This window comes from Algibacter sp. L1A34 (assembly GCF_009796805.1).
Lineage (GTDB): Bacteria > Bacteroidota > Bacteroidia > Flavobacteriales > Flavobacteriaceae > Algibacter.
In genome coordinates, this window is the sequence record NZ_CP047029.1 from 1,079,782 (window position 1) to 1,099,491 (window position 19,710).

Annotated in this window: 17 protein-coding genes; 6 read left to right on the plus strand and 11 right to left on the minus strand. The window is 33.1% G+C overall.

All coding sequences use genetic code 11. The features are described from left to right. Window positions 1–17 precede the first annotated feature (17 nt). On the minus strand, window positions 18–695 hold the full coding sequence (locus GQR97_RS04760; RefSeq protein WP_158845980.1) for a ComF family protein: 678 nt from the start codon (window positions 693–695) through the stop codon (window positions 18–20). A gap of 73 nt (window positions 696–768) precedes the next feature. Here GQR97_RS04760 and GQR97_RS04765 point away from each other — a divergent pair, with 73 nt between their 5' ends. Next, window positions 769–2,310 (plus strand): glycine--tRNA ligase, encoded by a 1,542-nt coding sequence (locus GQR97_RS04765; RefSeq protein ID WP_158845982.1) that lies wholly within the window; start codon window positions 769–771, stop codon window positions 2,308–2,310. Between the two features lie 94 nt (window positions 2,311–2,404). Here GQR97_RS04765 and GQR97_RS04770 read toward each other — a convergent pair whose 3' ends face one another. The 4 genes from GQR97_RS04770 to GQR97_RS04785 all read right to left on the minus strand — a co-directional run bounded on the left by GQR97_RS04770 (window position 2,405) and on the right by GQR97_RS04785 (window position 5,513). Continuing rightward, on the minus strand, window positions 2,405–2,971 hold the full coding sequence (locus GQR97_RS04770; RefSeq protein ID WP_158845984.1) for a hypothetical protein: 567 nt from the start codon (window positions 2,969–2,971) through the stop codon (window positions 2,405–2,407). A gap of 65 nt (window positions 2,972–3,036) precedes the next feature. After that, window positions 3,037–3,507, minus strand: a complete 471-nt coding sequence (locus GQR97_RS04775) for an Lrp/AsnC ligand binding domain-containing protein (protein ID WP_158845987.1) — start codon at window positions 3,505–3,507, stop codon at window positions 3,037–3,039. A 254-nt stretch (window positions 3,508–3,761) separates the two neighbouring features. Beyond that, window positions 3,762–4,721, minus strand: coding sequence for an OmpA family protein (locus GQR97_RS04780; RefSeq protein WP_158845989.1), 960 nt, complete (start codon window positions 4,719–4,721; stop codon window positions 3,762–3,764). A gap of 30 nt (window positions 4,722–4,751) precedes the next feature. Beyond that, window positions 4,752–5,513 carry an exodeoxyribonuclease III gene (locus tag GQR97_RS04785; RefSeq protein ID WP_158845991.1) on the minus strand — a complete coding sequence of 254 codons (762 nt, stop codon included), beginning with the start codon at window positions 5,511–5,513 and terminating at the stop codon, window positions 4,752–4,754. A 216-nt stretch (window positions 5,514–5,729) separates the two neighbouring features. On the opposite strand from GQR97_RS04785, the gene GQR97_RS04790 reads away from it, so the two are divergent. Further along, window positions 5,730–9,152, plus strand: a complete 3,423-nt coding sequence (locus tag GQR97_RS04790; RefSeq protein ID WP_158845993.1) for a hypothetical protein — start codon at window positions 5,730–5,732, stop codon at window positions 9,150–9,152. Between the two features lie 10 nt (window positions 9,153–9,162). Here the strand turns inward: GQR97_RS04790 and GQR97_RS04795 are convergent, their stop codons facing one another. From GQR97_RS04795 to GQR97_RS04810, 4 genes are all read right to left on the minus strand, one after another. Next, the gene (locus tag GQR97_RS04795) at window positions 9,163–10,077 is read right to left on the minus strand and encodes a M28 family peptidase (RefSeq protein WP_158845994.1); all 915 of its coding nucleotides are present in this window, start codon (window positions 10,075–10,077) and stop codon (window positions 9,163–9,165) included. Between the two features lie 183 nt (window positions 10,078–10,260). Further along, window positions 10,261–12,054 (minus strand): ribonucleoside-diphosphate reductase subunit alpha, encoded by a 1,794-nt coding sequence (locus GQR97_RS04800; protein WP_158845996.1) that lies wholly within the window; start codon window positions 12,052–12,054, stop codon window positions 10,261–10,263. 2 nt (window positions 12,055–12,056) lie between these two features. Next, the gene (locus GQR97_RS04805; protein ID WP_158845998.1) at window positions 12,057–13,331 is read right to left on the minus strand and encodes a ribonucleotide-diphosphate reductase subunit beta; all 1,275 of its coding nucleotides are present in this window, start codon (window positions 13,329–13,331) and stop codon (window positions 12,057–12,059) included. Between the two features lie 614 nt (window positions 13,332–13,945). Then, window positions 13,946–14,509 (minus strand): DUF3109 family protein, encoded by a 564-nt coding sequence (locus tag GQR97_RS04810; RefSeq protein ID WP_158846000.1) that lies wholly within the window; start codon window positions 14,507–14,509, stop codon window positions 13,946–13,948. Between the two features lie 164 nt (window positions 14,510–14,673). On the opposite strand from GQR97_RS04810, the gene GQR97_RS04815 reads away from it, so the two are divergent. The 3 genes from GQR97_RS04815 to GQR97_RS04825 are packed head-to-tail and all read left to right on the plus strand — an operon-like array spanning window position 14,674 to window position 16,083. Next, entirely contained in the window at window positions 14,674–15,261 is a 588-nt protein-coding gene (locus GQR97_RS04815; protein ID WP_158846002.1) for a MarC family protein, read from the plus strand. A gap of 10 nt (window positions 15,262–15,271) precedes the next feature. Further along, window positions 15,272–15,475: a hypothetical protein gene (locus tag GQR97_RS04820; protein ID WP_158846005.1), complete on the plus strand. Its 204-nt coding sequence runs from the start codon at window positions 15,272–15,274 to the stop codon at window positions 15,473–15,475. Window positions 15,476–15,477: 2 nt separating this feature from the next. Then, entirely contained in the window at window positions 15,478–16,083 is a 606-nt protein-coding gene (locus GQR97_RS04825) for an NAD(P)/FAD-dependent oxidoreductase (RefSeq protein WP_158846007.1), read from the plus strand. Between the two features lie 67 nt (window positions 16,084–16,150). Here the strand turns inward: GQR97_RS04825 and pckA are convergent, their stop codons facing one another. Beyond that, entirely contained in the window at window positions 16,151–17,767 is a 1,617-nt protein-coding gene (pckA, locus tag GQR97_RS04830; protein ID WP_158846009.1) for a phosphoenolpyruvate carboxykinase (ATP), read from the minus strand. Window positions 17,768–17,840: 73 nt separating this feature from the next. Continuing rightward, window positions 17,841–18,227, minus strand: a complete 387-nt coding sequence (locus tag GQR97_RS04835) for a DUF423 domain-containing protein (RefSeq protein ID WP_158846011.1) — start codon at window positions 18,225–18,227, stop codon at window positions 17,841–17,843. A gap of 99 nt (window positions 18,228–18,326) precedes the next feature. On the opposite strand from GQR97_RS04835, the gene GQR97_RS04840 reads away from it, so the two are divergent. After that, entirely contained in the window at window positions 18,327–19,691 is a 1,365-nt protein-coding gene (locus tag GQR97_RS04840; protein ID WP_158846013.1) for a saccharopine dehydrogenase family protein, read from the plus strand. Window positions 19,692–19,710 lie beyond the last annotated feature (19 nt).

The following is a 19,710-nucleotide window of genomic DNA, read 5'->3' on the forward strand; positions in this document are numbered from 1 at the left end:
ATATAACGCTTAAAGTCCTAAGCAATTGCCATAGTAGCTATACTTATTTTTATGTTTTTAGCTTGATTCAGAATTAAAATACAAGCTTCCAAAGTTGCACCAGTTGTTATAAGATCGTCTACTATTAAAACATGTTTATTTTCTATGGATGCCCTATTCTGTAAAGCAAACAATTCTTCACTATTAACCAAACGCGCAATACGCCCTTTATTAGTTTGCGATTTATTATTCGATATTTTAACCAGCACATCATCTAAATAATCCGCTTCTAAAGCTTCAGCTATTTGCTGTCCAAATTTTTCAACTTGATTAAAACCGCGTGATTTCAGCTTCTTCTTATGTAAAGGCACAGGAATTATAACATCAACATCACGATAAGTCTCTAACTCCTGAAGCTCGGCTCCTAGCCAATTCCCTAATACAAAACCAATGTTTTGATAACCTCGATATTTTAGACCATGAATAAGCTGTTGCACTAAACTTTTCTTTTCAAATCTAAAAAGCGCGGTGCCATTTTCAACTTTACAACGTCCGTAAAGCACTTTTTTAACAGCATCACTATTATCAAAATGAAAATTGGTAACCGGTAAATCGTGCCTGCAATCCACACAAATAGTGTCTTCATTATCGTTTAATGCACCAAGACAAGCATAGCACACCTTAGGAAAAAATATATTTAATACCGATTTAAACATTTAAATTAAAAGTAGTTCTGTAAATTTAGTTAATAATATCGAATAGTTTCAAACGCTTTTTTATTTTTGCACTATGGCAAATCAAGATGATAAATTTAAAAAGGTAATATCGCACGCAAAGGAATACGGATATGTATTTCAAAGTAGCGAAATATACGACGGTTTAAGCGCCGTTTACGACTACGCCCAAAATGGTGCTGAGTTAAAGAAAAACATACGTGACTACTGGTGGAAAGCCATGGTACAAATGAACGAAAATATTGTTGGTATCGATGCCGCGATATTTATGCATCCAACAACTTGGAAGGCATCTGGACATGTTGATGCGTTTAACGACCCATTAATTGACAATAAAGACTCAAAAAAGCGTTACCGCGCCGATGTTTTAATTGAAGATTATTGCGCCAAAATTGAAGCTAAAATTGATAAAGAAGTCGCTAAAGCAGCAAAACGTTTTGGTGAAGCCTTTAATAAAGAAGAATTTTTAGCAACAAACGGACGTGTTGTTGGATATCAAGAAAAAATAAATGCAACGCTTTCGCGGATGGGTCAATCTTTGGAAAAAGAAGATTTAGTCGATGTTAAAGCATTAATTGAAGAGTTAGAAATTGCCGATCCCTTAACAGGAAGTAGAAACTGGACAGATGTTAAGCAGTTCAACTTGATGTTTGGAACAAAACTTGGTGCTTCTGCAGAGTCTGCAATGGATTTATATTTACGTCCAGAAACGGCTCAAGGTATTTTTGTTAACTTTTTAAACGTTCAGAAAACCGGACGTATGAAAATTCCTTTTGGAATTGCACAAACCGGAAAAGCCTTTAGAAATGAAATTGTTGCAAGACAATTTATTTTTAGAATGCGTGAGTTTGAACAAATGGAAATGCAATTTTTCATTAAACCAGGTACGCAAGCCAAATGGTACGACTACTGGAAAGAAACACGTATGAAATGGCATTTATCTTTAGGAATGGGAGCGGAGAACTATCGTTTTCACGACCATGATAAATTAGCACATTATGCTGATGCTGCTGCCGATATTGAATTTAAATTCCCATTTGGGTTTAAAGAACTAGAAGGTATTCACTCTAGAACAGATTTCGATTTAAAAGCACACGAAGAGCATTCTGGAAAGAAATTACAATATTTTGACCATGAAGAAAATAAAAGCTACACACCATATGTATTAGAAACCTCTATTGGTTTAGACCGTATGTTTTTAGCCGTATTCTCTAACTCTTTACAAGAAGAAGAACTAGAAAACGGAACAACTAGAACGGTATTAAAATTACCAAGTGTACTAGCTCCAGTAAAAGCTGCCATTTTACCATTGGTTAAAAAGGACGGCTTACCAGAAGTGGCTCGTAAAATTGTAGAAGAATTGAAATGGGATTTCAATGTGATTTACGATGAAAAAGATGCTGTTGGGCGTCGTTACAGAAGACAAGACGCTAACGGAACTCCATTCTGTATTACAGTAGATCACGATACTTTAAAAGATAACACTGTAACTATTAGACATAGAGATACTATGGAACAGGAACGTGTTAATATTGATGATTTACAAAAAATAATAAAACAAGAAGTTGATGTACGTACTTGGTTAATGAAGATGTAAAAATCTAAAGAACTAAATAGGGTATATTTTCAATATTAAAAATCCCAATCGAATTGCTTCGGTTGGGATTTTTTATGTTTTTATAATTTAAGTATTAGAAACGATATCCAATTCTAAGATTAAGATTAATGGTGGTATAACCTTCATTTTCAAGATAACCAGCACTTTTGGCAAAGTAATAAGCATAACCAATACCTATTCCGGTTTCGTAATTAAAATGCTTGCCAATGTTTCTTTTTATACCCCAAGTTGGAATAATTGAAACTTGATTAACAACCTCAACATTATCGTAATTAGAAATTGTAAACCAATTAGGATGAAAACTAGTTTGTAATGCTAAAAAATTACCAGCATTTCCAGAAATACTTCTAGATTTTGAAACTCGTTTATCCAAATTATAATACCATCGTGGCTCTAATCGAATTACGGGAGCTAATAAATATCCCGATTTTGGATAAAAATCACCACCCCAAAGACCTAAATCCATTCCGAGTTCTGCACGAAGTGCTATTTCATTAGATAATTTAACTTCGCGATGTGCCCAAACTCCTAAAAAACCTGTTTGAATACCATAAGTTGATTTTTCTACACTTGCTTTTTGAGCATACGTTGCTACTGAAACAACTGCCAATACAAATAGAACTAAGTACTTCTTTTTCATGAAAATAGTTTTTGATTAATGGTTCAGGTTGAATCAATAATCATTCCAATGAATAAAGTTTTAAACTAAATAGTAATCTGTCTATCTATTTGTTGATCTAAAGATATAAATGTTTCCGTACGAGATACGCCTGAAATAGTCTGAATTTGGTTGTTAAGCAAATGCATTAAATCGGCATTATCTTTACACAAAATTTTGATTAAAACATTCCAATTCCCTGTTGTGTAGTGACATTCGAGAACTTCTGGCACTTTTTTTAATTGCTTAATTGCTTCTGGATTCTGGATGGCTTTATCTAAATAAACACCAATAAAAGCTACGGTTTCATAACCTAACATTTTTGGGTTTATCACAAATTTTGAGCCAGATATAATTCCAGATTTTTCGAGTTTACGTAGACGTTGATGTATGGCTGCTCCAGAAATATCAACATTTCTTGCAATTTCTAGAATTGGAATTCTAGCATCCTCCATTAAAGTTCTAAGTATTTTTTTATCTATCCCGTCTATGCTAGCACTTTTTTCTTTTGATTTCATCCCCTACTATTTCGAATTAAAAGGTAAAAATAATAATTTCCTTGTAAAATGAAAGTCTTTTGCATGTTTTTGATTACAAAGACCTTGTAAATAGGAATTTACCAATAGGAAGCATGTAAATATGAGAATAATTGCGTTAGGGATTGAACGGCTTGTTTGAAATCCTTTTTTTTGAAAAATAAAAAGATTGAGTAGTGAAAGCCCGACTCCTGCTGCGCCATAAAAGCGCAGCAGGAGTAACGCCCTACTAAATATTAATTATCGTTTAAAAGTTTTGAAAGCTCATCTAATTTTGGTGTTAAAATCACCTCGATACGACGGTTTTTAGCTTTACCCACTGCTGTTTCGTTTGATGCCACTGGAGCAAACTCACCACGGCCGGCGGCTGTAAGGTTTTCAGCATTTATATCTGCATTCTCACGTAAAATATTTACGATTGCTGTTGCACGTTTTGTTGATAAATCCCAGTTGCTAGTTAAAATCCCGTTCCCTTTATAAGGCACGTTATCTGTATGACCTTCAATTAAAACTGCTATGTCTGGATTGTCTCCAAGTACGCTACCCAATTGTTTTACTGCGCGCTTACCTTCGGCACCAACAGCCCAACTTCCTGAGCTAAACAATAGTTTGTTTTCCATAGACACATAGACTTTTCCGTCGCGTTGTTCTACGGTTAATCCTTTGCCTTCAAAATCCGTTAAAGCCTTAGAAATAGCATTCTTCAAAGCCGTCATAGCTGCATCTTTAGCCGCTATTACACTTTCTAATTCAGCAACACGATTAGATCTATTTTCTAACTCAGATTTAAGTTTTTCTAAACGCGCATTCTCGGCTGCCAAAGCTTGTTCTTTTGCTTCTAGCTGTGCTAATAACTCACGGTTCTTTTGAGAATTTGCCGCTATAGACGCCGAACTATTTTTTTCTAAAGCATCGTAAGAATTCTTTAAATTATCATAGTTCGTTTTTGTTGAATTATAATCGGATTGTAATTTATCTCGTTGTGCTACAGCTTCATCATAGGCAGTATGCAATTGTTTTAACTCATTTTCGGCTACTGTTTTTTCTCTTAGCAAAGCTTCATTAGCATCCGAAATTTTTCGATTTTCTTGTTTCAATTTAGCATATTTACTCTCTAATTCTTTGTAAACTTTAGGAGAGACACAACTGGTTAAAACGGCCAGTGTTAATAGTGTGAGTACGGTTTTTTTAATCATTTTTACTAAGGTTCTATTTTGGTTGTTTTTCTAATTTTCTATTTCTACTAAAATTGGACAGTGATCGCTATGCACGGCTTCCGTAAGTATAACGGCTCTTTTAATGTTTTCTTGTAAGGGTTGAGAAACTAAAGCATAATCTAAACGCCAACCTTTATTGTTAGCTCGCGAATTAGCACGGTAACTCCACCAACTGAATGTTTGTGTTTCTGGATGTAAGTAACGAAAAGAATCTATATATCCACTATCTATAAACTTCCCTAACCACTCACGTTCCTCTGGTAAAAACCCAGAAACTCCTTTCATTTTTGGATTATGAATATCGATTTCTTCGTGACAAATATTATAGTCGCCGCAAATTACGAGATTTGGGATATCCTGTTTTAGATTATTTATATACTCTTGAAACATATCCATGTATTCAAATTTATGACTAAGCCGCTCACTGTTTGTACCCGATGGCAAATATAGGCTCATTACCGAAACGCCATCGAAATCTGCTCGAATATTTCGACCTTCGAAATCCATTGACTCAATTCCTGTGCCAAACTCAACATGATTTGGCTCTATTTTACTCAAAATAGCAACACCGCTGTACCCTTTTTTTTGCGCACTAAACCAATAATTATAAATGTATCCTGCCTCTTCAAAAACCTCTAGATCCAATTGCTCCTTCATGGCTTTGATTTCTTGTAAACAAATAACATCTGGATTTGCACTTTTTAACCACCCAATAAAATCTTTTTTTAATGCGGCACGAATACCGTTTACATTATATGATATAATTTTCATTGTTCTTCTTAACCTAATACAAATGACAAGGGATTTTATTTAAATGATGGTCTTAGTTTCAAAGATTGAGACCTTTATCTAGATAGATTTGTTTACCAACAAACCTAATTTCAGCAAAAATAAATAATACGCTACTTTTACACTATAATTTACAGCAAGAATTTTAACGAAGCTATCAACAAAATATTTTAAAGTTTTTATAGTTTAAGTGTCTGAATGAAGTTTTTTACATGCATAATTATGGTTTTAATTGGTTTTTGCGGGTTTTCGCAGGAGCAAACCTCTATTTATAAAACTAAAAAGGTTGCAGTAAAGCCCGCTATACAAATAGATAGCATAAGTATTAACTCCAGTTCTTTTTCTATTAGAAGAATAGATGGCACACTTATAGACTCAAGTTTTTACAGCATAGACTTCCCTAAAGCGTTATTAACTTTTAAAAAACCGATTGATACGGATTCTATCATTATCAATTATTTAAGATTTCCAGATTTTTTAACGAAAACTTATCGTCAATTAGATGAAAATATTATTGTTGAAAACACAGATAACCTTCAGAAATTATATAAATTATCGGAACCGAACACTGAAAAAGAAGTTATCCCCTTTGATGGTTTAACAACTTCCGGAAGCATTTCGCGAGGTGTTACCATTGGGAATAATCAGAACTCCGTTTTAAATAGCGAACTCGATCTTCAAATTACAGGGAAATTAAATGATAAGGTTTCGCTGCGTGCTTCCATTCAAGATGCGAATATACCTTTACAAGAAAGTGGATACAGCCAGCGTTTAGATGAATTCGATCAAGTTTTTATAGAACTTTTTACCAACGATTGGAATATTAGAGCTGGTGATATCGACTTAGTAAACACCGACTCTTATTTCGCAAGTTTTTCTAAACGTGTACAAGGTTTAAATTTTAATTTGAAGTTGGGAGACGATAGCGCTAGAACAGATTTGTTTGCTGCAGGCGCATTGGTTCGCGGCCAATTTACAACGAGCCAATTTACTGCTCAAGAAGGAAACCAAGGCCCTTATAAATTACAAGGCGCCAATGGAGAATTATTCGTGCTTATTGTATCTGGAAGTGAAACGGTTTATGTGAACGGCGTGGCCGTAAAACGTGGCGAAGACCAAGATTATATTATTGATTATAATGCCGGTGAAATTATTTTTAATTCAACATTCCCCATAACTTCCGAGATGCGAATTACCGTAGATTATCAATTTAGCGACAGAAACTATTCTCGTTTCGTGGCTTACGGTGGCGGTAAATTTGAAAGTGAAAAGCTGAAAATTGGTGTTTCTATATATTCTGAAAATGATGCTAAAAACCAACCTTTACAACAAAATTTATCGGAAGAGCAGGTTCAAATTTTAGCTGAAGCTGGTGATGATAAATCTTTAATGGTAGCACCTTCGGAAATTCAAGAAGCTTTAAACGAAAATAGAATTTTATACAAAAAAGAACTGATTGATGGCGCCGAAGTTTTTGTATTCTCTAATAGTGAGGACGATGAATTGTATCGTGTAACGTTCTCTCAAGTTGGTGACAACCTCGGTGATTACATATTAAGTAGTAGCAACGCCATTAATAACATTTACGAATATGTGGGTGTTTTACAAGGTAACTACGCTCCTATTACACAGCTTATTGCTCCAACAAAACTCCAATTAGTTGTGGTGAACGGTGCATATAACCCTTCGGAAAAAACACATATTAATTTTGAACTTGCAGGAAGTAAAAACGATTTGAATTTATTTTCAACCATCGACGATCAAAATAATGATGGTTTCGCAGGGAAGTTAAATATTGAACAACAACTTATAAAAACAGACAGTCTTTGGAATCTAAATGCACTTTTTGATTCCGATTATATTAGTTCAGATTTCAGAAATATTGAAGGACTTTATAATCCGGAGTTCAATCGGGATTGGAATTTAGATTTAACGAACCTCAATGGTATTGGCTCCAATTTAGGAAATCAATTACTTGTAAATTCCGGTTTTAGCGTATTTCATCGTGAAAAAGGATATTTAAATTATCAATTTGAACATTTAAATTTTTCCGATGGTTTTAATGGAAATCGCCATGTAGCCAATGCTAATTTAGTTTTTGGTAAATTGAGATTCTCTTCTATCTCTAGTTTTTTAAATGCAGATTCTAATAGTAATACATCCACCTTTTTAAGATCTTACAATCGTATTTCTTATAGTTTAAAATCGAGTTGGATTGGTACAAAAATGGCTATTGAAGACAACCAACAAACCGATATTGCAACACAACAATTAACAGAATTAAGTCAGAAATTTAAATCGTATGAGGTATTTTTTGGAGTTGGAGACAGTACACAAATATTTGCAGAAATAGGTTATAAACATCGTGTAAATGATAGCATTAGAAACAATGTATTAGAAAAAGTAAATACATCCAACACATTTTATTTAGATTCAAAATTGGTTCAAAAGAAAAACACCACCTTATCTCTATTTGCCAATTACAGAACTTTAAAAAGTGAAGATATTGATATTGCAGATGAGCAATCGCTGAATTCGCGGCTACAATTCAACCAAAAACTATTTAATCAATTAATACAGTGGAACACCATTTTCGAAACCAATTCGGGTACTTTACCTCAGCAAGATTTTACTTATATTGAAGTCGAAGCCGGCTTAGGCACATATACTTGGGTAGACTATAATGCAAACGGTATTCAGGAACTTGATGAGTTTGAAATTGCACAGTTTCAAGATCAAGGAAAATATATTCGGGTGCTATTACCTAATCAGGTGTATATTAAAACGCACCAAAACCGTTTGAGCCAGACATTAACCATTAACCCATCGAAATGGTCGGTTTCCAAAAAGAAAACAGAAAAATTTTGGTCGCATTTTTATAATCAAACCGCTTATTTAATCGACCGAAAAATAAAACGTCAGGGAAATAAATTCAACTTAAATCCTTTTGAAAAAAACGCGAACGATCAATTAGGTTTACAGTTAAATTTTAGAAATGTATTGTTTTTTAATCGCGGCAAACAGCACTACACAACATCTTACACCTTTTTAGATAACACTACCCGAAGTGTTTTATCTATTGGCTATATCGAGAATAGCATCAAAAGTCATCAACTTAATTTTAATCATAAAATATCGGGTAATTGGTTAATAAACGTGCTTTCAACTTTTGAAAACAATGAAAGTGTGAGTGAAAACTATTCTAGTAGAAATTACAATTTTGATGAAACGCGATTCAACCCCAAACTCTCTTATTTATTTAACGATAATTCTAGCTTTGATATATTTTATCAATATGAAGACAAAACAAATACTATAGGCGATTTTGAAGCTTTACAGCAACAAAAATACGGCGCATCGTTTACGCTTAACAATAAAGACAAAGGTGCTTTAAATGGAGAGTTTAACTATTTATCTAATACTTTTGAAGGTTCTGCTGGCACGCCTGTTGCTTACCAAATGTTAGAAGGGTTACAGCCAGGAAAAAACTTTACTTGGACATTGCTTGCGCAAAAAAAACTAACTAATTTCTTAGATTTAAATTTTAGCTACTTCGGAAGGAAAACAGAAACTAGCAAAACCATCCACACAGGCTCTTTTCAACTGAAAGCTTATTTTTAAAAGTTTTAATTTATTTAATATCATCTACTTTTTCGAATACAGAAATAATAGTTTTTACCGCATTTATGTAAAACTCAGGTTGAATATTCTCGAAATCATCGGTTGGTTCGTGATAATCTTTATGATCGTCTACTCCAAAATATAAAAATGGAATATCTTTTTTATAAAAGTTACCATGATCTGATGAATATGTCCAATTTTCCAAACCATCATAACCATCATGTCCTGGAATAAGCTTTAGATTTCCCGAGCCTTCAACTGTAGCTACAATATTTTTTAAAGTTTCGTTATAGGCCGTACCTACAGCAAATAACTCATTTTTATCACTGCGGCTAATCATATCCATATTAAGGTTGCAACTTATATTTTTATAGGCCAAGGTTTCACTCTTTATAAAATATTTAGAACCTTGTAAACCTAATTCTTCACCATCGAAGGCCGCTAAAATAACAGAATGCTTAGGTGGGTTTTTCTGAAAATATTCTGCAAAACTAAATAAAGCGCTTAGTCCTGATGCATTATCATCGGCTCCATTATAAATTTTTCCCATTTTGATACCTTCATGATCGTAATGCGCACTTATTACAATATATTTTTTAGATAATTCAGATCCTTTTATAAGTCCCAAAATATTGACTCCAGTATAGGTTTCTCTTTTTGCATAAAAATGAAACGACTGCTGATAATTCTTCATAAAAGGTAAAACCTCTAAAGCATGAAACTGGTTAATAATATATTTTCTCGTTTTTTCTGCTCCCTTAGTTCCTGTCCGTCTTCCTTCAAAAGCATCAGACGATAAAGATTTCAGATGCTTTAATAGGGTGGTTTCGTTAAATAAAAACGTAGAGCTTTCTTGAGACTGACTTGTTCCTTCAAAAGAAAACACAACACAATGAAGGGTAATTAAAAATAGGTATTTAAGCATATTTGGGGTTGATAATCTGTAGTTTTTCATCTTAAAAAAACAGACTCATTAATGGTGAAATAAATATACGTAATTTTTTACATATTAGATTTTTTAATAAAAAAAGCATCTCCGTAGAGATGCTTTTTATTAACACTTACCTACTACCGTAGGATTTACTTAACACTATATTTTTAGTGAAGGTTAACCTTCACAACTTTTACATTCTTTCTTCTGCTTAAATTTTTGTGCAGCATTCATACTGTGTTGGTAGTATAAAGACTTAACACCTAATTGCCAAGCAGTAACATATATTTTATTAATCTCTTTTACAGGCATATCTGGATGCACCATAATGTTTAAAGATTGTGCTTGATCGATATGGTTTTGTCTGTTAGCAGCCTGATAAATAATAGTCATCTGGTCGATTTCAGAATACGTTTTAAACACATCTTTTTCATGATCGGTAAGTTCTTCTAAATGTTGAACAGAACCATCGTTATCACGAATAGACCTCCAAATTTCACTAGTATTAATTCCTTTTTCTTTTAAAAGATCTAATAAAAACGGGTTCTTGATAGTTGTTTTAATTTTAGCAATATCTTTTACATAACTGTTAGACCAAATTGGCTCGATACCTTGAGAAACTTGTCCTAAAATAAATGCTGAAGATGTTGTTGGAGCTACAGCGTTAAGCGTTGTATTACGTCTGCCATAACCTTTTAAAACTTCTGGCTCACCAAATAATACCGCTAATTCTTTTGATGCTTTAACAGATTTTTCTTTAATAGTTTTAAAGATTTCACTGTTTAAATCGAAAGCTTCTTGACTATCAAAACCTACCATTTTAGATTGTAATAATGAGTGCCATCCTAAAGCGCCCATACCTAAAGCTCTGTTTTCTTTAGCGAAAGTATAAGCTTTTTCCATAAACATGAACGTGTGTCTATCATCACGACTATCAGAATCTCTATAAACTTCTAATTTTGTAATAAACTCTTCTAATACCGCATCTAAAAAGTATACCATAGTTTCTACAGCATCGGTATCTTTCCATTTATCGTAATGTAATAAGTTTATTGAAGATAATACACAAACAAAAGACCAACGATCGTTTGTAGGTAGCATAATTTCAGAACATAAGTTACTTGCGTAAATCTCATGGTTCTTATCTTTATAAACATCAGGAGCATTATTATTTGCATTATCTCTGAAGAAAATATAAGGATATCCTATTTCTCCTCTACGTTGTAATACTTTTGCCCAAATAGCTCTTTTATCAGCATCACCATCAATCATTTCTTGCATCCACTCGTTACCAACTGTAACACCATGGGTTAATTCTTGAATTGGGTTTCCTTCTGTTCCTATTTCTAAAAACTCGTGAATATCTTGGTGCTCTATTGGTAAATAGGGTGAAAAACGACCGCGACGTACAGACCCCTGACTTACAACATCTACCATTTTTTCGAAAAGTTGCATGATGTGAACTGCACCAGAAGACTCTCCATTATTTTTTACAGGCGCACCTCTATGGCGCAATTTCCCGAAATAACCAGATGTACCACCACCAAGTTTAGACATCATTCCAACTTCCGATTGTGTATATAGAATATCTCCCATATCATCAGAAATATGCGAACCAAAGCAACTAATTGGTAAGCCACGACGCTTGCCAAAGTTAGACCATACTGGCGAAGCTAAAGAGTAATACCCTTCTGCCATGTACCCGTAAAATTTATCTGCAAAGCCATCGATTTTTAAAATCTCTTCGGCTCTTTCTGCTATTTCTCTAATTCTTTGTTCCGGTGTAGCATCATCGGTAAGGTATCCAGAGGCTAAAAACTGACGACTATTTTCGGTTAACCATTTTATTTCTGGCTGTTTTCCAATTTCTTTTCTAGCTTCTTTTCTTGCTTTCTTTAAATCATCATAATTAGATGATTTTGTGTTTTCATTTAAACTCGTGTCGGTTTGATTTTTTGTCTGATTGTTCATTTTTAAAATAAGTCGTCGCTAGTTATACTTTTTGTTCTTTTACTGTAGTTTATTGAGCGTTTCACGAAGAAATCGCCGTGTTTAGTACCGATTATTTCATCGTCAAACCATTCGGTTTTTTGCACTAATTCTTCGTTAACTTCAAATACTTTTTCAATACCAATACTCTCTAAAGAGTTGTTGAAACGGTTTTTAATAAACTCGTTAACCACATCTTTTGGTAAGAAATCTAATTCACCGTCTTCAAAAATCCAGTCTACAATATCACTTTCAGAATCGAAAGCTTCAATACATAACTTTTTAATTAAGTCTGCATGCTCGTCATCAAACCATGTTGGGTTTTCTTCTTTTATAATTTTAATAATATCAATACCAAAATCACCGTGTATTTGCTCTTCTTTAGAAGTTGCTTCAACAACATTAGACACTCCTTTAAGCATGTTTTTATGCTTATTAAAGGCCATAATGATTAAAAACTGAGAAAATAAAGACACGTGTTCTATAAATAAAGAAAACAACAAAATAGATTCTGCATAATCTCTATTGTTTTCACTTTTGGCATTTTTTAAGGCGGTTTCTAAATAATGAACCCGTCTCATTATTACTGGTTTTTTCTTTAAATCTTTAAACTCGTTGTTAAGGCCTAATATTTCCAATAAATGCGAATATGCATCATGGTGACGCACTTCACTTTCTGCAAATGTAGCACCTACAGAACCAATCTCTGGTTTAGGCATTTTGTTATAGATATCTCCCCAAAAACTTTTTACAGCAACTTCAATTTGAGAAATAGCCAACATAGTATTCTTAATGGCGTTTTGCTCAATTGGAGTTAGTCTTGTTTTAAAATCTTGTATATCACTTGTAAAATTAAATTCTGAATGAATCCAGTATGAGTGACGAATAGCATCCACATAATCATTTAATGCAGGATACTCATAAGGCTTTAAATTAATTCGTTTTTCGAAAATATTTGTCTTTCTACTTCTCGCTTGCTCATTTCTATATAGTATGTAAGCTTTTGCTACATCATGAAAAGAGCTCTCCATTAATTTATCCTCAACAAGATCTTGAACTTGTTCTACATTAGGTAAATAATTAATATCTTTTTCTTTTCTATCTAATAATGTTCTTAAAACTTCTATAGCGATAACTTCTGCATCCTCTTTACTTCCGTTTCCAACTGAAAGCATGGCTTTTTCAACTGCACTAGAAATTTTAGTTAAAACAAAAGGACTTGTTTCGTAATCTCTTTTTATTATTTGTGTAATCTCCATAATTATCTTTTGTTAATAGCTAGACACTCATTTGAATATTGATGTTAATCCAAAATTATGTTCGTTAATCGGTAAAATCGTGTTATATTTTTCTTTAAGAGAAATAAAAAGAGGCTTGTGTTGCATCACTTATCTAAAAAATAAAGTAGAAAAGTTTTGCTTTTTTTGCCGACAACAAAGATTGACATTTGTTCCTGAAAATGAAAGGGTATTTTATAAACATTGTCAACAAGTTTTTAACAATTATATAATCTCGCAAAAAACAGGTGCTTTTTTTATGACATTCTTACTTTATTGAATATCAAATTATTATAAATAAATAAAATCAAACTTCAGCCTATAAATTCACTGTACAAATTCATACTAGAACCCCTTATTTCACACTTGTTAATACGAGATTTTAGACATTGATTTACCTTCGAATTTCAATGAATTCTTAAAGTATAAATTTTAAATACCGGGTATTGAATTTTATTAAAATCAAAATATTTAGACAGCTTTTTTTATTTTTTTTCTGAAAAAATATTTTGAAAATGAAATTTTATTTTAAATGAATTTGAAGTTTTTTAGATCTCGGTTTCATTTTTTTAAGAAGAAGAATATTCAAAATCTATTTACATAGTCTCGGCTACTTTTTCTAATTCGGCATACCAATCTTCGCCAAATTTTCGAATAAGCGCTTCCTTAACAAATTTATAAACTGGCACACCTAATTCTTCACCAAGCGTACAAGCATCATCACAAATTTGCCATTTATGATAATTTACAGCAGAAAACTCCGAGTAATCTTGAATTCTTACTGGATACAAATGGCAAGACACTGGTTTTTTCCAGTCTACCTCACCTTGATTATAAGCTTCTTCAATAGCACATAGCGCAACGTTCTTTTCATCGAAAATTACATAAGCACAATCGGCACCATTAATTAAGGGTGTTTCTAAGTCGCCATCTTCCGAAGTTACATAAGTACCTTGCGCCTCTATAGCATCAATGCCTTCCTGTCGTAAAAACGGTTTTACCTTAGGATAAATAGCCTCCATGATTTTAATTTCGTCTTCCTCTAAAGGAGCGCCTGCATCACCATCGATACAACAAGCACCTTTACACGCCGAAAGGTTACACAAAAAATCTTTTTTTATTACATCTTCTGAAATAATGGTCTTACCTAATTGAAACATATTGTATTTTACGTTAGAAAATGCAAAAATAGTTAATCTTAAATTGAAATTAATTAATTTAATAATCTACTTTTGCCGAAAAATTGAGATTTCTCAGTTTAAACAGATTTAACTAAGAAAAACGTAAACATTATTACGATTTATTAAAATTACAAAAAAAAGAAATGCAATTTAATTTAAAAGAAATATTCACAGCTTTTATGGTACTATTCGCAGTAATCGATATTATTGGCAATATTCCCATAGTAATCGATTTACGCAAAAAGGTAGGACACATACAAAGTGAAAAAGCTTCTATTTACGCAGGAGTGATATTAATCGTTTTCCTGTTTTTAGGAAAAAGTATTTTAACCCTTATTGGTATAGATGTAAATTCTTTTGCTGTAGCAGGTGCCTTTATTTTATTTTTTATTGCTTTAGAAATGATACTCGGTATTACACTATATAAGCAAGAGGAAGAGGCTTCTATGACTACAGCCGTATTCCCATTGGCATTTCCGCTTATTGCGGGACCAGGAAGTTTAACTACCTTACTATCATTAAGAGCAGAATTTAGAACAGAAAACATTATTGTTGCTGTTTTAATGAATGTTATTATTATTTTTATCGTTTTAAAAACATCTTCAAAAATCGAAAGTATAATTGGCCAAAATGGTATTAACATTATACGAAAAATATTTGGCGTTATTTTACTAGCTATTGCAGTAAAATTATTTGCACATAATATTAAAGCGCTATTTGAAGTAATATAAATATTATAATATGAAAATTTTAACCGTAGTTTTTAGCATCCTTGCCTTAGGACTTATTATTTTTAATTTCACTGAAATAAATTTAGACAACCCTTTTCAAGGTCAAAGCATGATTGCTATAATAACCATTGTAGCATTGCTATGTGTAATATTAATGATGTTGATTTTAAGAGTCTCTAAAAGAATTGAGCAAAAAGTAAAAGACATTAAATAAATATGTACGATGCTTTAATTATTGGTGGTGGTGCAGCAGGCTTATCATGTGCATTAGTTTTGGGTTCTGCCCAAAACAGAGCATTTACAAAAGATAAACGGATTGCTATTATTACACACCAAAAAACATCGCATCTACAAACCGCCTTGTTTAATAATGTTTTAGGTTTAGCTCCTGGTACAACTGGTGAATCTATTTTAGATGAAGGCAAAAATCAACTCGCTTCCCTATACCCACATGTTGAGCAAATAGATCATGAAAAAGTTTTAGAAATTGAAAAACAACATGATGGTTTTAAAGTTTCAACCAACAAAACGACATATAGCGCTAAAGCAGTAGTTATTGCCGTAGGTTACACCAATTTATTAAACATAAAAGGCTTAGAGCCATTTATAGAAGTACATCCAAGAGCTGCGATAGAAAAAGATAGAGTTTGGCTAAAAAACACAGACCATTTAATTGAAGAAAATCTATACGTTGCGGGCACTTTAGCAGGATGGCGCAGTCAATTTGCCATGGCTTCTGGAAGCGGCGCACATGTAGCTACAGATATTTTAACACTTTGGAATGGCGGTAAACATGTAAAAGTGCATGATAAAAAAATATAGCAACATTACTGTTGTAAAATAAAAAAGCTCTGATAAATTATCAGAGCTTTTTTTATGCCATATTATTTTAGAAAGCATAACGTTGTGGTCCACCTCGTCGAATTTCTTCACTACAATGTGCCTCGAACTTCTTAAAGTTTTCACGGAAAGCATTCGTGAGTTTAAAAGCTGTTTTATAATACGCTTCATCATCATTCCAAGTTGCTCTCGGACTTAAAACCTTAGTTGGTACTCCAGGACACTCTCTTGGTTGCGCTACACCAAATACTGAATGAATATGGTACTTATCATAAGAATACAGTCCTAAATCTCCATTTAAAACCGCATTAATCATAGCACGTGTATATTTAAGTTTCATCCGGGTTCCAACACCATAAGGACCGCCAGTCCAGCCTGTGTTTACTAACCAAACATTTACATTAGCATCAATCATTTTTTTACTTAACATTTCGGCATATTTTGAAGGATGCAAAGGCATAAATGGCGCTCCAAAACAAGCAGAAAATGATGGTGTAGGCTCTACAACACCCGCTTCTGTACCGGCAACTTTAGCCGTATATCCAGAAATGAAGTGATATGCCGCCTGACTTGGCGTTAACTTAGAAATTGGAGGTAAAACTCCAAAAGCATCAGCCGTTAAAAAGAAAATATTTTTCGGGTTCTTTCCAATAGATGGTTTTCTAATATTTTCAATGTGATCTATTGGGTAACTTACCCGTGTATTTTGAGTTATTGATGTGTCAGCAAAATTAACATGTCCGTTTTCATCTAAAATAACATTTTCTAAAATCGCTCCTTTTTTAATAGCTGCGAATATCTCAGGTTCATGATCCTTATCTAAATTAATCACTTTAGCATAACAACCACCTTCAAAATTAAATACCGAGTTTTCTTCGGTCCAACCATGCTCATCATCTCCAATTAAACTTCTATTCGGATCGGTAGAAAGCGTTGTTTTCCCCGTTCCGGAAAGTCCAAAGAAAATAGCCGTATCCCCATCTTTACCAACATTAGCACTACAGTGCATTGGTAACGTATTTTTAAACACCGGTAAAATGAAGTTTAATGCAGAAAATATACCTTTCTTAATTTCTCCAGTATAACCGGTACCACCAATTAAGGCAATTTTTTTAGTGAAATTTAAAATAGCAAAATTATGTTGTCGCGTGCCGTCTTCATCCGGAACTGCCATAAAACTTGGTGCATTTACAATAGTCCATTCTGGAGTAAAATTTTCTAACTCCGCTTCGGTTGGACGTAAAAACATATTATAAGCAAATTGATTGCTCCACGGAAATTCATTGATAACTCTAATATTCAGCTTATAATTTTCATCTGCACAAGCATAACTATCACGAACAAAAAGTATTTTTCCCGAAAGGTAGTCTACAACTTTATTATATAGTTTATCAAATTTATCTGTATCGAAGGGGATATTGACATCGCCCCACCATATTCTATCTTTTGTAATATCATCTTTAACGATAAATCGATCTTTTGGAGAACGGCCTGTAAATTCTCCTGTATTAACCGCTAAAGCTCCTGAAGAAGCCTCTACGGCTTGCCCATTTTCAATAGCAATATTATGCAACTCTTCTGGTGATAATTGATAATGAACTTTGGCGTTTTTTATGCCGTAAGTTTCTAACTCAAACGTTTTCGTAAATTGTGCGTAATTACCCATATTTTGATGTTAAATTAATTATCCCGTAAATTTAAAACAAATAAATTGAATTTTCTTTAAATTAAATTCAAAATTAGTTTTGTTTTTTTAAGAAATCAATAAACAAGAGCACCCAAGCCACTATTAAAAGTAGCCCACCAATTGGTGTAATTACACCAATAGTTTTAAAATCGAAACTGGTTAATACATTAGTTGATAAGCCATATATTGACCCCGAAAAAAAGAGCAACCCAACAACTACTAAATAAAATATTTTGGTTTTAGATCTTACAGAAACATAAGTCGTACTTCCAACAAATAAAAGAAACAAAGCATGATACATTTGGTAACGCACACCCGTTTCAAAAGTTTGTACAGATTCTGGAGAAATTAAAGCCTTTAAACCATGTGCACCAAAAGCCCCTAAAATAATACTTGTAACACCTAAAATGGCTGCTGTTAATAAAATAGTTCTGTTCATATCCTTATAAATCGTTTAAATATTCATTAAATTAGTGAAGTCGAAACCATGTTCTACTTACAATCGACCACTAAACAAAACTACTCAACTAAACTCAATATGCGAAAAATTTTAATCATTGGTTCAGGAAAATCCACTTCTTATCTTCTAAAATATTTATTAGAAAAATCTGAAGAGGAAAACTTATTTATCACCATAGGCGATTTACATATTGAACATGCTCAAAAACTAACAAGCGGACATAAAAATGTAAAAGTGATAAAGCTCGATGTTTTTGATGAAAGCTCAAGAAAAACAGCCATTCAAAATGCCGGCATTGTGATATCTATGCTTCCTGCACGCTTCCATATTGAAGTGGCGAAAGACTGCGTTTTCTATGGTAAACACATGGTAACAGCTTCTTACATAAGCCCGAAAATGCAAGACTTAAACCAAGAAGCTATAGAAAAAGGTGTGGTTTTAATGAATGAAATTGGTGTAGACCCCGGGATAGACCACATGAGCGCCATGCATGTTATTGATAAAATCAGGGACGATGGCGGGGAAATTATACTTTTTGAATCTTTTACAGGCGGACTTGTAGCACCAGAAAGTGATAACAACTTATGGAATTACAAATTTACCTGGAACCCAAGAAATGTAGTAACAGCAGGCCAAGGTGGTCCCGCAAAGTTTTTACAAGAAGGTACATATAAATACATTCCTTATAATCGATTATTTAGAAGAACTGAATTTTTAGATATAGAAAATTTTGGACGTTTTGAAGTTTATGCCAACCGAGACTCCTTAAAATACCAAACCATCTATGGCCTTCAAAATATAAAAACGCTTTACCGCGGTACTATGCGTCGCGTTGGGTTTAGTAAAGCATGGCACATATTTGTAACGCTAGGCATGACCGATGACAGCTATACTATAGATGATAGTGAAAACATGAGTTATCGTGATTTTGTAAACGCCTTTTTACCATACAGTCCAACAGATTCCGTAGAACTTAAACTGCGCTATCAACTAAAAATTGATCAAGACGATATTGTTTGGAACAAACTTATTGAACTCGATATTTTTAACCCAAACAAAAAGGTTGACCTAAAAAAAGCAACACCCGCACAAATACTTCAAAAAATACTTATGGACAGCTGGACACTATCTCAAAAGGATAAAGACATGATTGTTATGTATCATAAATTTGGTTATGAAAAAGCTGGAAAAAACTATCAAATAGAATCTAACATGGTTACTATTGGCCAAGATCAAACCTATACCGCCATGGCAAAAACAGTTGGCCTACCAGTTGCTATTGCCACAATTGCTATTTTGAATAAGGCTATTACAACACCCGGAGTACAATTGCCTATTAATAAAGAAGTTTACACTCCAATTTTAAAAGAGTTACAAAATTTCGGAATTACCTTTAAAGAAAAACAAGTACCATATTTAGGCTACAATCCTTTAAACCATTAAACTTTTCAAGTATATAAAA